Below are 14,125 nucleotides of genomic sequence, written 5' to 3' on the forward strand. Positions count from 1 at the left end.
AATTATATGAAGGAAGTAAGAAAATGTGTCCATTTCTTGCGTAAATGCAAATCTTTTATCCCTTTATTTGTGGACAATAAGACACCCTCCTAAAAATTAAGCGGGTGTCTCGATACTTTCACTTTATTTAGCACACTGTCCATTGAATATTATGCTTTTTGACTTCTTCTTCAAAACTATAAGGCATTTTCTTATCACAAATGACGTGTTGAATACGAGAAAATGCTGCTATTCGATAATTTCCCTTTACGCCTACCTTTGTATGATCACATAGAATATATGTTTTTTCCGCTAATTTCATCATCGCTTCTGACAGTTTCGCTTTTTCTAATTCAAAGCTAGAAACTCCAAAACTAGGCAATAACCCATCAATCGAAACGAATGCTTTATGAAAATGAAATTGATGGATTACTTGCTGCGAAATAGATCCCGACACACGTGAGTGTTTTGGAGATACTTTCCCGCCTATAAATAAAACTTCACCGTGAAACATCTTTTTATTAATAGAAGAGATTAATTGTGTCGCTACTGGAAAAGAGCTTGTCACAATCGTTAAATTTTTACGATGAACAAGATATGGTACCATTTGAAGTGGTGTACTCCCATCATCAATCGCAATAACATCTCCATCTTCCACAAACGTTGCTGCTTTATAACCAATTCTTTTCTTCTCTTCTATATGCAACATCTCTCGTTCTAACATTGGTGCCTCTATCCCAGCTCCCGGAAGTTGAACGGCTCCACCATATACTTTCTTCAATTTTTTTTCACGATCTAATTCTTCTAAATACCGACGAATTGTTTCTGTTGATACAGCAAATTCTCTCGCTAATTCTGAAACCTTCACTTTCCCTTTAAACTCTACCTTTTCAAGAATAGTTCGCTTTCTTTCTTCTCCTACTACAGACATAGCTTCACCCCATTTATATCTATCTCATAAACTTCCTTGCTTATACAAAGTTATAATTTTCTTTGTAAGTAGAAATCTCTTCATGAATATGAATACCACGCTTTTCTAGTTCATCAAAAATCATTTGTGGATTTTCAAAAGCGAATTCAGGAGTAATAACACCAACTTTATTAACTACTCCTTTTGCAATTAACTCTGTAGCGATTCCAAATGGGATTCCAACATTTCTTGTATAAGCTCTTAACTTCTCCCAGCCTACTACAGAACCATCAGATAGCGGATGCGTATGGTATAACACATGTCGCTGTTTTTGATTATTTTTCATACCTACTACCTCTACATGAAGCGCATAACCATAAAGCTCTGTTTCTTGTCCTTCCTTCGATTTTAGTAGATACTTCGAAATGCAATCCATAATACCAATCTCTTTACCATTTATTTCAATCTGATCATTACGCAATATGCCGTAATCATATAAAGCACGTACGAGCTGCATGTTTTGCTGCGGCCAAGTTCCTCTCGTCTCTATCAGTTTGACGCCTTTATTTTCTAACGCCTTTGCTAACGTAAACGTTTCAGAATGCGGGATTATATACTGAGTTGTTGTACCGTAAGGCGCTGGCAATTCAATTTCTCTCGGGCGCGCAAACGGGGGTACTTGCTTAAACTCACCATCTTCATACACTGTACGCGATGGTAAATGTGGATCATATTCATATGTCGTTGTTTCTGTAATTGATGCAGAAAAAGCCATTGGACGATACGAACCGTGGCTTACACGAACAGACTCCACCGTATCTAACTGATTTGCTGCATGCATGGCCATCATTTGCGTTACACCTGGCGTCATACCAAATCCAGGTAGACATGTTTTTTCATTTTGAACAAATATAGAATGGGATTCATTTTCTTCACCAAATCCATTTAAGTTCACACCGTGACAGCCAGCATCTGCAATACAGCGAGTAGACAAGCCATTTAACTTTATCGTCGTACCGTCCATAACAATGTCATAGCCTTTCATTTTTGCAACTGTATCCTCATGATTTGTTACATCTACTTTCACAAAATCAACACGAGGATCATTGAGCCATTCTACTACTTTAAGGCCCTCTTCCTCATTAAAATCGGCTACTGTAATCGTCTCAAATGATGAATATTGAACTAAATCCAAAATTGCTTCACGACAAATTTTACCTGCTCCACCTAAGCAAAATACTTTCATCCTATAACGACTCCTTTAGCAATACTATCAACTAAGCGATTAATATCTTCTTCATGTACATCACCGATATTTCCAATGCGGAACGTATCTACTTTCGAAATTTTCCCAGGATAAATAACAAATCCATAACGCTTTAACTCGTTATACAACTGTTGAAACTCGAAGTCCTCTTCTGGATAAATGAAAGATGTAATGATAGGCGATTGATATTTTTCATCTACTAGTGACTTAAAGCCGATTTCTTTCATTCTATTCACTAATAGTTTTTGATTGTTGTAATATCGATTGTAACGCGCTCTTACTCCGCCTTCTTTTTCTAGTTCAAGTAGCGCTTGATAAAAAGCGTGTACAACATGTGTAGGTGAAGTAAAACGCCATTTCCCATTTTGCTCTTCCATCGTTTCCCATTGATCATATAAATCAAGAGATAAAGAGCGAGCTTGCCCTTTACACTTCAGTAATTCAGCACGCTTTGCGATTACAAATCCGAATCCCGGAACACCTTGAATGCACTTATTTGCACTACTAATTAAAAAGTCAATTTGCAACTCAGCAATATCTATTTCAATACCACCAAAACTACTCATTGCATCAACAATTGTAACCTTTTCGTACTGCTTTCCTAATTTACATACATCTACAATTGGGTTTATAATGCCTGTTGTTGTTTCACAATGAACAACTGCAATATGAGTAATCTCTTTATCTTCTTGCAATAACTTTTCAACCTCTATAATATTAGTAGGTTCCCACTCTTCTGTTTGACTGACCACCACATCTATATGTAACATCTCTGCCATTTGCACAATGCGCTTACCGTAAGCACCATTTGTGCAAACAAGAAGCTTTCCGTCTGTAGGAATAACAGAACCCATCACTGCTTCAACTGAAAACGTACCGCTTCCTTGCATTAAAACCGTTGTATATTTCTCTTCTTCCTTCGTTGCTAACGATACAAGTTTAGCCCTTATTTCCTGTACCATCGTGTTATATTCAACATCCCACGTACACCAATCGTATAACATAACTTCTTTTACTGTTTTGGTTGTCGTTAATGGTCCTGGCGTTAATAATAAGTAATGATTTTCATTCATGATCCTATGCCCCTTTTATGAAATAATAAGTTCTTGTTTCTCGATATGTTCAATTACGCTCTCGAGTTCTTGCATCGTTTCAATCGTAAAATGAGCCCCGTTTTCAACAAAACGATTACGAACTACTTCCATCTTTTCACGAAGTTCTACCGGGTCCATAGTTTCAACTTCCTCTTTCGTTAAACCAAGCTCACTACTGCCAAGGATTACACCGATTGTCCACATCCCAGCATTTCTGCCTTCTTTCATATCTGACACTGTGTCTCCCACTTTTACCATATGATTCATCGGATACACACCAAGTTCCATCGCATTTTTATAGCACATCCAAGGGTACGGACGGCCTGCTGGAACATCATCTGGCGTCACAAGAACATCGGGTTTATATCCTTGTATTTCTGCTTCTTTTGCAACAATGTCCATCATTTCTCTCGTATAACCAGTTGTTGAGCCAATTTTAATGCCTCTTGCACGTAATGAAGCAACTACTTCTTTCACCCCATCAATTGGCGTGGCATAGTGTGGCAAAATAGTAAAGAGAATTTCTTCAAATTCTTCATACATCTCATGAATGTCTGCTTCAGTTGGTAAATGTCCGAAAACACGCTCCCACTCATTCGCAATACGAGGCATCTCTGTTAGTGCCCTTACATGATCTATTTTCAATAATCCCATTGGCTTACGTGCTTCTTCTGCTGTAATTTCAACTCCACGTTTATAGAAAATCTTCATGAATACTTCCAGTGGTGCAAAACATCCGTAATCAACTGTCGTACCTGCCCAATCAAAAATAACTGCTTCAATTTTCATTCTATCCATCACCCTTCTTACTTAGCTTTTTTGCCATTGTAAAGTTCGGTTACGAAGTGCTTTCGTTCCCCATTCATATAAGACTCTCACTACAATATTCGTAACAACAATAAGTACACTCATCGCGGCAGCTGGTGCCACATTTCCTGCATCATCCATATTTACGATTGATACGGCAGCTAGCTTAAAATCAGCTGCGTATAAGAATACGACTGCTGAGACAGTTACCATTGAATTTACGAAGTAGTACATAACCATTTCTAAAATGGCTGGTAAACACATCGGTACTGTTACTCGGAAGAATGTTTTATAAAACGGAATACCCATCGACTGCGAAACAAGCTCAAACTCTCGGTCAAGTTTCTTTAAAGCTGTTGTTGCCGTAACGAATGTTACAGAATAAAAATGAATGATATTTACTAGTACTAACACAGCGATTGTTCCATATAAAGAATGAAACGGATTCGTTACTGATAGTCCAAGAATTTGAATCGTTGGCTGACTAAAGAAAAAAACGTATCCTAATCCAAGTACTAAACCTGGGATTGCTAAAGGCACGATAGAGAAAAAGTAACCTGTTTTTCGGAAAAATTGTAGCTGGTCTATTTTCTCAATTGCATATGCGAATATAAATGTTAAAATTGCCCCAATAACCGCTGTAACTGCTGAGACAATTACGCTATTTTTAAACGCTTCAAGTCCATCTCCTGTTAAACTCGAAAAATTAAAATGCTCAAATGTAAAACTCATATTATACGGCCATACTTTCACACTTGCAGCGATACCAACCGCAACAAACAAAAGAATAATCATAAGTGTAATTACACTACAATATATAAATGAAATTACATCTCTTTTCTTATTAGCTATTATTCTGTACGGTACTGCTTTTGAAGATAAGAAGTTCGCCTGCTTTCTTTGTGTAAAACGATCAACTGCAAATGCAAATATAGCTGGGATTAATAAAATCATTCCGACAGTAGCACCCATCGGCATATTTTGTTGTCCAATTACTTGTTTGTATACATCAGTTGCAAGCACATTATATTGTCCACCAACAATTTTTGGTGCTCCAAAATCAGTGAAACTAAGTGTAAACACAACGAACATTGCACTAATTAATCCGTACTTTACACTAGGTAAAGTAACAGTGAAAAATTGCTTTGTTTTACTCGCTCCTAACATATTAGAAGCTTCATATAAACGGTAATCAGAACCTTGGAAAGCAATTAATAAAATAAGAAATGCTTGTGGAAATGTATACATAACTTCAGCCATTACAATTCCTACTGGTCCGTATAAAGGAATTTGTATACCTTCAAATAAACCGAACATCCCTTTCGTTATTAACCCTTGATTACCAAATAAATATGTAAGCGCAATACCATGCATCATCGTCGGTGCGAATAATGGTAACAACGCTACGTATTGAAATACGCGTTTTCCAAAAACATTTGTACGAGCGATCGCATATGCGTAAGCGAATGCGAGTGTAACTGAAATAATTGTTGTAGCGCCCGAAATCCATATCGTATTTTGTAATGATTGCACTAGCGTGGGTGTTGTGAAATATTTACTAAAATTCGCAACACCAACGAACGCTCCATCTTTATCGTAAAAGGCTTGTGTAAATAGTTGTAATAACGGTAATACAAGCATGATAAGAAAGGAAAGAAGCATACCAATAATTATGAGCCTTTGGATCCATTCCTCTTTTCCGATACGTCTCTTAATCTTTTTTTTCGTACTTGCTGCCTGATAGTTTTCTAGCATCACCATCTATACAATGACCTTCTTTCCATATGACAACATATGATTTTCTGAGAAAGAGATTTGAATTGGCTTTCCTTTTCTAATAGCAGTTTTTTCTACTTCTGATGCCAATATATCCACAACAATTTTCTCATTATAAAGATGCGTTTTCTCTTCTATAACCCGCACTTCCGCCCGGTATACAGATCCGCGAAATTCCATACTTTCTACAACTGTTTTCATACCATTATTTTGTACAACTGTTACATGTTCAGGACGAATTGCATGTTCTTCGTTATTTTTCGAAAAGAAATTAATAGAACCAATAAAATCTGCCACAAACGGATTGGCTGGTCTTTGATAAATCTCCTCTGGTGTTCCAATCTGCATAATTTCCGCATGATTCATTACAACAATTTTATCAGCCATCGTTAATGCCTCTTCTTGATCATGCGTTACCATAATAGTTGTTACTCCCACTTTTTCTTGCAAATCACGCATTTCTCTACGCAACTTTTCACGCACTTTTGCATCTAAAGCAGATAACGGCTCATCGAGTAACAAAATGTCAGGAGACAGAGCGAGCGCACGTGCAAGTGCTACTCGCTGCTGTTGTCCACCAGACATTTGAGCAGGATATTTATCTTTTACATTCAGCAAATCTACAAGTTCTAATGCGGAAAGTGCTTTCTCTTTTACTTCTGCTTTTCCATATTTTTTTGTCTTTAAGCCGTATTCAATGTTTTCAAGTGCTGTTAAATTTGGAAATAGTGCATACGATTGAAAGACCATTCCAAAATTCCTTTTTCCAGGCGGCAATGCTGTAATATCTTTTCCATTCACAGCTATACTGCCTGTCGTTGGTTCTTCTAGCCCAGCTAAAATACGAAGCAACGTCGTTTTCCCACAACCACTTGGGCCTAATAAACAAACAAACTCATTTTTTTTCACAGTAAAAGAAATATCTTTTAACGCTGTAAATGCATCAAACTTTTTTTGAATGTGTTGAATTGATAAATATTCGCTCATTTTCCTCTCTCCCACTCACTTACTTTTTCGGTTCTGCTTTTTGGCCAAACTCTTTTTCCCAACGCTCTAAAATTTTGTCACGATTTTCTGCTGCCCATTTGAAATCATTCTTTTTGTATAATTTTTCAGTAACATCTTTAGGGAATCCATCCGGAAGTTTATAATCATTTTTAATTGTCGCAAATCCATTTTTCTCGAAATATAACTTCATTACATCATCTGTAATTGCCCAGTCTAAAAATGCTTGTGCTAATTTATCGTTTTTAGCATTATCTTTCTTAATAAGTGCGTTCGCTTCTACTTCCCAGCCTAATCCTTCTTTTGGCAGCACAACTTCAACTGGTGCACCTTTTTGTTTCTCTTTTAACGCACTATAAACCATTGATACACCAACTGGATATTCACCTGCTCCTGCTAATTTCGCTGGTTTTGAACCTGAATGCGTATAAGATGCCATATTATCATGAAGTTTCTTCATGTAATCCCAGCCTTTTTCTTCACCCATGATTTGTAGCCATGCAGAAACTGTTAAAAATCCTGTTCCAGAAGAAGCGGGATGTGGCATAACAAGCGTTCCTTTATATTCCGGTTTCGTTAAATCTTCGTATGATTCTGGCATCGGTAAATTTTTCTTCTTTAACTCTTCTTTATTCACTGCAATTCCCGTCATAAACGCTGTATTACCTACCCATTTTTCAGGTTTCTTATCATCTTTAAATTGCGGAAGGACACGATCTGCTCCTTTTGGAGAGTATTCTTTTAACATATCTTTTTTCTCTAAAGCTAATAGACTAGACGCCGCAGTTCCCCATACAACATCTGCTTGTGTATTTTTTCCTTCAGCAAGTAGTTTCGCTGTAATAACTCCTGTTGAATCACGAACAATGTTCAACTTCACATCTGGGTACTTCTTTTTGAAAGAATCAAGATAAATTGGTACAAGCTCTTCTTCAATCGCTGTGTAAACAGTTAATGATCCAGATAATTTATCATCTTTCACTTTTGCTCCAGCACTTTCTTCTTTCTTTGCACCACACCCCATTAATAACGAAAATACCATTCCAGTTGCTACAGCTTTAAAGATTGTTTTTTTCACTGTTTCTCTCTCCTTTTACAAATCTTATGTACAACTCAAATATAAACAACTAGTGTAAAAGCAGTATTAAACCAACATTAATCTTTTGTTTGTTGGTTGTTTTTGTGTAATACATTGCTACTTCTATGTTTTTTCACATTTTTCTGCTAATAATAAACACTAAATTTACAAATAATTAAAAAAACCTTTATAATCCCACAAAAAAATGAGGCGTTTGTAAAAAACGCCTCATTTTTGTTTACCTTTTTTTGAATTACGATTTGCATACTTCGCACTATTTTCTCCTTCATACTCTAATGCAAATTCTGCATCTGGTAAGCTTTCTTTCGGAGTTTTATTATTGTTGATTGCCGCATTTTGTTTCACTTTTCTTTTCACCAATACATTCACCTGCTCTCAAGAAATAACTTTCTATTCTAGTTTGAAACAACCCGCAATAATTATTACTGGCAAGTGTTAACAAGTACATAAGAGCTTATATATGGAAATACTACATACGAACAAGCCATTACAAAAAGGAGCGATGACTTTGAAGGAGAAAGAAACGATCCAATCGCCAGTTTTAGACGAGACGCTCCCGCATCAAATGAACTTTCCATCTTTTAAAGGCACAGGAAAAAAGATGCAACAACCTTTTGTGAATCAATATGATGTTGTAATTGGAGACAGTAAATATAATTCCGAGAACAGTCCGCTTAACAATTGGAGCGATGAAGTAGATCCTGCCATTATGGCTGGGAAAGAATGGGTACACCCCACAAATGATATTGGGTGGATTTCAGAAGAAAATCAAGAGTTGCTAAAAAATGAAGTTGATAATAAAAATGAGGCTTTTATGCATCCGCAATTTGGCATTAACGACTAAAAAACCATTCTACCTAACGTAGGTAGAATGGTTTCATACTATCCAATAATGATTCGTTCTTTCGGATATTTATAGCGAGGTGGCTGCTCTCTTCCGCCACTAGCCAATATAAATGTTAAAATACCGACGCGTCCGATAAACATAAGTACAATGAGTACAAGTTTACCAACAGTTGTTAAATCTGGAGTAATACCTGTTGATAGTCCCGTTGTCCCAAAAGCAGAACAAACTTCTACGATTAAGCTCATAAGTGGTACATTTTCTGTAATAGATAAAATAAATAGCGCTGAGGCACATAATAAAATCCCCATCGTCATAACAACAGATGCTTTCAGTACATCTTCTTCATGTATCTGACGTTTGAAGACTCGGACTGTTCTCCCGCCCCTTGCAAATGTATATAAGGATAATATACTAACAGCAAATGTTGTTGTACGTATCCCGCCCCCAACTGAACTTGGAGATGCTCCTATAAACATTAATATACTCATAAATAAAAGCGTCGGTTGTGATAATTCACGTATGTCCATTGTAGCGAGTCCACCACTTCGCGTCGTCACAGATTGGAATAATGTATAAAATACCGTTTCATGCCATGACTTTCCTGCTAAAAAATGATTTCGTTCTAATAGAAAAATCATAATTGTTCCAACAACAACAAGTGCAAAAAATGTCGTTGTCGTTAATTTCGTAAATAATGAAAAACGAAATAGTTGCTGTCGCCTTTTACTAAGGAATTGCTTTACTTCCATTAACACTGGGAAGCCGATAGCTCCTAAAATAATAAGTAACATATGAATCATTTGAACAATATAATCCTTTTTGTACGGGATCAGTGATTGTCCAGTTAAATCAAATCCTCCGTTCGTAGTTGCACTAATAGCAGCAAAGAAACCGTGGAAATAAGCTTCTTGCCAAGTCGGGAAGTAAAGTAGAAATCTTGTACCCAACAGTATTGCTCCAATGAGCTCTATCGAAATAATTACAATTAAAATAGAACGCATCAATTCTACAAGACCCGATAAATTCCCTTGATTATGGTCTGCCATAATTAATCTTCTTCGCTGCAAACCAATCTTTTTCCCCGTTATGATCCAAACGAATGTACCAAGCGCCATAATTCCTAAGCCACCTAATTGTAAAATTAGGGCTAGAACAATAATTCCTGCCGTAGTAAATGTATCTGGAATCGTAACAACAGACAATCCCGTAACACTTACCGCACTAACAGATGTAAATAAGGCGTCGATAAACGTCCATTTCACACCGTCCTTCGTAACAAACGGTAAACTAAGCAATATCACCGATACGACTACTGCTAATAAATAAAACAAAACAATGAGTTGTACGGGACGTAATTTTTGTAAAAATTTTTTTATATCTCTCATTCCATCACTTCGCTACCTTTTTTCTATCGATTAAATAAAGAAAAATCTTCGCTTTCTTTATTTGTAAACAACTGCTCAAATAATTTGGCAAATACCATTCCATACACAGTTCCATTTCCCCCATATGGCAGTGCGTAATATAAATTATGTATTTTTTTATCTTCTTTTAAAATAGGGAGACCATCATGACTGCCACCAAATGCTGCTGCCCAATAGTACTCTGCCTGTATATTTTTATACTGCGGGAACATTTCTTTTACAATGTTAATAAGGATATCACGCTTGTGCAATAATTTCGTATCACCGATTGTTTGAATTTGCATCGCTTCATCTAATCCACCTACAATAATACGGTTTTGATACGTTCGAAAATATAAGTAAGGCCGTGCTGTTTCCCAAATTAATGATTGCTCATGCCAGCCTTCAAAATGATCTATCTCATTTGTCACAACTGCATAAGACGTTTCTACTATTGTATTTTTCTCTTTCTTTCCAAGTATCGCTTCATAACCTGTCGCCATAATAATATTCTTTGCTACGATTTTATTTCCTGTTTTCGTATAGCAAATTAAATCATTTTGGATTTTTTTAATATGTAGTGCCTCTGTATGTTCATAAATAGTAGCACCCATTTGTCTCGCTTTATGCAATAGACTATGCGCTAATAAATATGGATTCACTTCTGCATCACCGCTTGTATATAACGCTGCTTGTTTTGCAAATGAATAACGTTTCTTAATATCAGACTCTGTAAAGTATTCGACTGGAAATCCATAATGGCGTAACGTATTATATTCTTCTTGTAAAAATAAAATATCCTCATCCCTACTTGCATAATACAAACTATTTCGCGGAATAAAATGAGGATTAATATCGAGAGTTGGCAGCACTTTCTCCATTGTTCTGAGCGCTTCATAACAAAGTCTATATGCTCGTGCCCCTTTCTCTTCGCCAAATGTATGGATAAGAGAGGTCAACGATTTATCATGAAGAAATTGTAATAAACCTGTATTGGCAGCTGTACTACCACATGCAATTGCTCTTTTTTCAATGAGCGTAACGCGCATTCCAATTTTCGCTAACGCATACGCTATATGAGCGCCTGCTTCTCCACTTCCAACTACGAGCACATCACATATCATATCATTTTCTAGCGTTGGATAACAAGGTACAGAAACTCCTGTATTCCAAAACAACTTACCAGTTATAAGCTTCATAATTATACTCCTACAATGTAAATTTCTCCTTCCTATGTTTCGTCATTTTTCATAAAAAAATCCAACTAACATAGGCTAGTTGGATTTTTTCTTTTTAATTCGAACGCTCTTCAAGCCAATTTCCAATCGTTGGATATGTTTGTTTTACAGCTGTTCCACCGTAAACGATAGACATATGTCCTGTTGGTAAACATACATATTGTTTATCCGTGCTAGAAATATGATCAAGTAAAGCTTCTACTTGACACGGAAGAGCGATGTGATCACGTTTCGCGGAAATATTTAAGACATTAGCCTTAATATTTGCTAGGTCTACCTTTTGTCCGCGAATAACGAGTTCACCCTTAACCAATTTATTATTTTGATAAAAATCACGAATCCATTGTCTATAAGATTCACCTGGGAACGGAATACCGTCACCAACCCATTTTTGAACTAACTTCCAACTTTCGACGAAGCGCTCATTTTCTGAACGATCGACTAAAGCAACATATGGACCGACAAAGTTTGTAATTGGTTTTAGCATCTTGTTTCCGAAATCAATCATTTCTGGTGGAATGTTTCCGAATGTATCAACCGCTTTATCTAAATTGAAATATTTTTCATCTAGTAAAGGACCATATAATCCTGTTTCAGAAAAGTCAAAAGGACTTGTCATGAAGATTAAATTACGAATTGGCATGTGCGGATGAAGTGCTGCATAAATAGATGTTAATGTTCCACCCATGCAATAACCAAGTAAAGAAATCTCGTCCGATTTTGCAGTTCTCATTACTTTTTTCACTGCTTTTGCAATATAATCGAACACGAAATCATCAAATTTCAAATGACTATCTTCTAAACCAAATGTTCCCCAATCAAGCATATACACATCAAAACCACGATCCACTAAATACTCCACTAAACTATTTCCAGGAGTTAAATCCATAATATATGGCTTATTAATAAGAGCATATATTAATAAGATTGGCACTCTTTGAGTTTTTTCTTGTTTTGGAATGTAACGATACAGCTTCGTTTTATTCTTCGTCCAAATAACCTCTTTCGGTGTTAAACCAACTTGTGGTTCTGGTTCACGTAATAAAATTTCACTCGCTCTTTTCACACGACGATATGCTTTTCGGTACTCTTCTGGGTACAACTCTAATTGCTTTTCCCATTCTGTTACGAATGTAGTCATTTTTCTATCTCCTTTTCGATCGATTTCTTTCTAAAAAAAGAAGTGCATTCCTGATATGGATATGCACTTTTTTCTTACTTCATTACATGTATAATCCGCCGTTAATATTTAATTGCTGACCTGTGATATACGCACCGTCACGGCATAGATATACTACACCTTTTGCAATTTCATCAGCTTGACCAAAACGTTTTTTCGGGATTTTCGCAACGATTTTTTGACGTACTTCTTCCGGTACTTCTGCTACCATCTCAGTATCAATAAATCCTGGGCAAATTGCGTTTACAGTTACATTTGTTTTTGCAAGTTCTAATGCTAATGATTTTGTAAATCCTAGCATACCTGCTTTCGCTGCTGAATAGTTTGTTTGTCCAAATCCACCAGCTTGGCCAATAATAGAAGAAATACTAATGATTCTTCCTTCTTCTGCTTCCGATATGTATGGAAGTACCGCACTTGTCGTATTAAATACACTGCTTAAGTTCACGTCAATTACGCGCTCCCAATCTTCACGATTTAACTTTTTGAATGTACGATCTCTTGTAATACCGGCATTGTTAACAAGAATATCAACTTTACCAAAATGATTCACAGCTTCTTCTACAAGACGGTTTGCATCTTCTACTTTAGAAACATCCGCTTGAACTGCATAAACGTCATATCCTTCTTTTCCTAATTCATTTACTAAATTTTCAGCTGCTTCTTTACTGCTGTTATAGTTAATAACAACTTTAGCGCCCTCTTGTGCCAATGCTACTGTAATTGCTTTTCCAATTCCTTTTGCCCCACCTGTTACGATTGCTACTTTGCCATTTAATTGAACCATTTCTTTTCCCCCTTAAATGAATTTGTGAACGATTGTTATGAATCATTTTGGTACTCATACTAATAGAGTCCATATATTAATTATGTTTCGTTGTTTATACATGAAAAAAGATTCTCCCTCTCTCTCTTACACGTTATAAACAAACGCTTTTATCATTTTTTATTTTCTGGCTTATTCGCAGGCTTTACTTCTTCTTTTACAGGTACTTGCAGTTTAGCTAGTACCGCATTTTGCTTTTCTAGTAATTCTAAAATTTGATCAACCTTCGTTTCTAACGTGCGAAGATCTTGTTTTACTTTCGTAACATCACGCTTTAATGTAGGAGCTTGTTCTAATGAGTCTACTTTCTCTTCTAGAACTTCCTCGATGTTATCTACTTTATTTTCCAAGTTAATAACAAGCGTAGCCACTCTTGCGATATCCTCTTTTGTCGGTACATTTACTTGTTCTAAATAATTTTTTGTCGTATCATTTAATGCTTTTTGATAAAACAAATTCAAATCTAGAACGCTACCCATCCAAGCAGAATATTCTTCTGTTTTAATTGTTTCATTGAGCGCTTTTCCCCAAAATGTTTCGGTTTGTTCATAAGCATTTTTCCATGCTTGTAGTGGATCGAATTTTTGATCAATCACTTTACCTACACTCCCTTTTTCGTTTTTGAAACAATTCAACCTATTCACTATTTTCTAATATTCTGAATAAAACTTCAAGTACATATTTTATTTTTCTT

14 protein-coding genes are annotated in these 14,125 nt (G+C 36.1%); 1 reads left to right on the forward strand and 13 read right to left on the reverse strand.

Annotated features, from left to right (window positions below):
• Window positions 1-127: 127 nt before the first annotated feature.
• The 8 genes from COC96_RS09465 to COC96_RS27525 all read right to left on the reverse strand — a co-directional run bounded on the left by COC96_RS09465 (window position 128) and on the right by COC96_RS27525 (window position 8,294).
• A complete protein-coding gene (locus COC96_RS09465) occupies window positions 128-910 on the reverse strand; it encodes a DeoR/GlpR family DNA-binding transcription regulator (RefSeq protein ID WP_097903485.1) in 783 nt (260 codons plus the stop codon).
• A gap of 40 nt (window positions 911-950) precedes the next feature.
• Window positions 951-2,135: a saccharopine dehydrogenase family protein gene (locus COC96_RS09470; RefSeq protein WP_098768681.1), complete on the reverse strand. Its 1,185-nt coding sequence runs from the start codon at window positions 2,133-2,135 to the stop codon at window positions 951-953.
• Entirely contained in the window at window positions 2,132-3,229 is a 1,098-nt protein-coding gene (phnW, locus tag COC96_RS09475; RefSeq protein WP_098269125.1) for a 2-aminoethylphosphonate--pyruvate transaminase, read from the reverse strand. The genes COC96_RS09470 and phnW overlap by 4 nt, the downstream gene beginning before the upstream one ends.
• 15 nt (window positions 3,230-3,244) lie before the next feature.
• Complete coding sequence (gene phnX / locus COC96_RS09480) at window positions 3,245-4,039, reverse strand: phosphonoacetaldehyde hydrolase (protein ID WP_098768682.1); 795 nt, start codon at window positions 4,037-4,039, stop codon at window positions 3,245-3,247.
• Between the two features lie 21 nt (window positions 4,040-4,060).
• Entirely contained in the window at window positions 4,061-5,818 is a 1,758-nt protein-coding gene (locus COC96_RS09485; protein ID WP_142339981.1) for a putative 2-aminoethylphosphonate ABC transporter permease subunit, read from the reverse strand.
• Complete coding sequence (locus COC96_RS09490) at window positions 5,819-6,820, reverse strand: putative 2-aminoethylphosphonate ABC transporter ATP-binding protein (protein ID WP_098269123.1); 1,002 nt, start codon at window positions 6,818-6,820, stop codon at window positions 5,819-5,821. It lies immediately after the preceding gene.
• 19 nt (window positions 6,821-6,839) lie between these two features.
• Window positions 6,840-7,916, reverse strand: coding sequence for a putative 2-aminoethylphosphonate ABC transporter substrate-binding protein (locus tag COC96_RS09495; RefSeq protein WP_097903480.1), 1,077 nt, complete (start codon window positions 7,914-7,916; stop codon window positions 6,840-6,842).
• 228 nt (window positions 7,917-8,144) lie between these two features.
• Window positions 8,145-8,294, reverse strand: a complete 150-nt coding sequence (locus tag COC96_RS27525; RefSeq protein ID WP_000824298.1) for a hypothetical protein — start codon at window positions 8,292-8,294, stop codon at window positions 8,145-8,147.
• A gap of 103 nt (window positions 8,295-8,397) precedes the next feature.
• On the opposite strand from COC96_RS27525, the gene COC96_RS09510 reads away from it, so the two are divergent.
• Complete coding sequence (locus COC96_RS09510) at window positions 8,398-8,781, forward strand: DUF3905 domain-containing protein (protein WP_141535941.1); 384 nt, start codon at window positions 8,398-8,400, stop codon at window positions 8,779-8,781.
• Window positions 8,782-8,819: 38 nt separating this feature from the next.
• On the opposite strand, the gene COC96_RS09515 is transcribed toward COC96_RS09510, so the two are convergent.
• The 5 genes from COC96_RS09515 to phaR form a co-directional block, all read right to left on the reverse strand.
• Entirely contained in the window at window positions 8,820-10,169 is a 1,350-nt protein-coding gene (locus COC96_RS09515; protein WP_098768683.1) for a TrkH family potassium uptake protein, read from the reverse strand.
• A gap of 23 nt (window positions 10,170-10,192) precedes the next feature.
• Window positions 10,193-11,386, reverse strand: a complete 1,194-nt coding sequence (locus COC96_RS09520; RefSeq protein ID WP_098768684.1) for an NAD(P)/FAD-dependent oxidoreductase — start codon at window positions 11,384-11,386, stop codon at window positions 10,193-10,195.
• A 94-nt stretch (window positions 11,387-11,480) separates the two neighbouring features.
• The gene (phaC, locus tag COC96_RS09525) at window positions 11,481-12,566 is read right to left on the reverse strand and encodes a class III poly(R)-hydroxyalkanoic acid synthase subunit PhaC (protein WP_000206837.1); all 1,086 of its coding nucleotides are present in this window, start codon (window positions 12,564-12,566) and stop codon (window positions 11,481-11,483) included.
• A gap of 82 nt (window positions 12,567-12,648) precedes the next feature.
• Window positions 12,649-13,392 (reverse strand): acetoacetyl-CoA reductase, encoded by a 744-nt coding sequence (locus COC96_RS09530; RefSeq protein ID WP_098768685.1) that lies wholly within the window; start codon window positions 13,390-13,392, stop codon window positions 12,649-12,651.
• A gap of 152 nt (window positions 13,393-13,544) precedes the next feature.
• Entirely contained in the window at window positions 13,545-14,027 is a 483-nt protein-coding gene (gene phaR / locus COC96_RS09535) for a polyhydroxyalkanoic acid synthase subunit PhaR (protein WP_097903477.1), read from the reverse strand.
• Window positions 14,028-14,125: the final 98 nt, after the last annotated feature.

The sequence above is a fragment of the Bacillus cereus genome (genome assembly GCF_002577405.1).
GTDB lineage: Bacteria > Bacillota > Bacilli > Bacillales > Bacillaceae_G > Bacillus_A > Bacillus_A cereus_AU.

Coding starts and splice junctions, on each gene's coding strand:
- COC96_RS09485 (WP_142339981.1), bottom strand. CDS start 5,818: ATGGTGATGCTAGAAAACTATCAGGCAGCAAGTACGAAAAAAAAGATT.
- COC96_RS09510 (WP_141535941.1), top strand. CDS start 8,398: ATGGAAATACTACATACGAACAAGCCATTACAAAAAGGAGCGATGACT.
- phnW (WP_098269125.1), bottom strand. CDS start 3,229: ATGAATGAAAATCATTACTTATTATTAACGCCAGGACCATTAACGACA.
- COC96_RS09465 (WP_097903485.1), bottom strand. CDS start 910: ATGTCTGTAGTAGGAGAAGAAAGAAAGCGAACTATTCTTGAAAAGGTA.
- phnX (WP_098768682.1), bottom strand. CDS start 4,039: ATGAAAATTGAAGCAGTTATTTTTGATTGGGCAGGTACGACAGTTGAT.
- COC96_RS09470 (WP_098768681.1), bottom strand. CDS start 2,135: ATGAAAGTATTTTGCTTAGGTGGAGCAGGTAAAATTTGTCGTGAAGCA.
- COC96_RS09520 (WP_098768684.1), bottom strand. CDS start 11,386: ATGAAGCTTATAACTGGTAAGTTGTTTTGGAATACAGGAGTTTCTGTA.
- phaC (WP_000206837.1), bottom strand. CDS start 12,566: ATGACTACATTCGTAACAGAATGGGAAAAGCAATTAGAGTTGTACCCA.
- COC96_RS09530 (WP_098768685.1), bottom strand. CDS start 13,392: ATGGTTCAATTAAATGGCAAAGTAGCAATCGTAACAGGTGGGGCAAAA.
- COC96_RS09490 (WP_098269123.1), bottom strand. CDS start 6,820: ATGAGCGAATATTTATCAATTCAACACATTCAAAAAAAGTTTGATGCA.
- COC96_RS09515 (WP_098768683.1), bottom strand. CDS start 10,169: ATGAGAGATATAAAAAAATTTTTACAAAAATTACGTCCCGTACAACTC.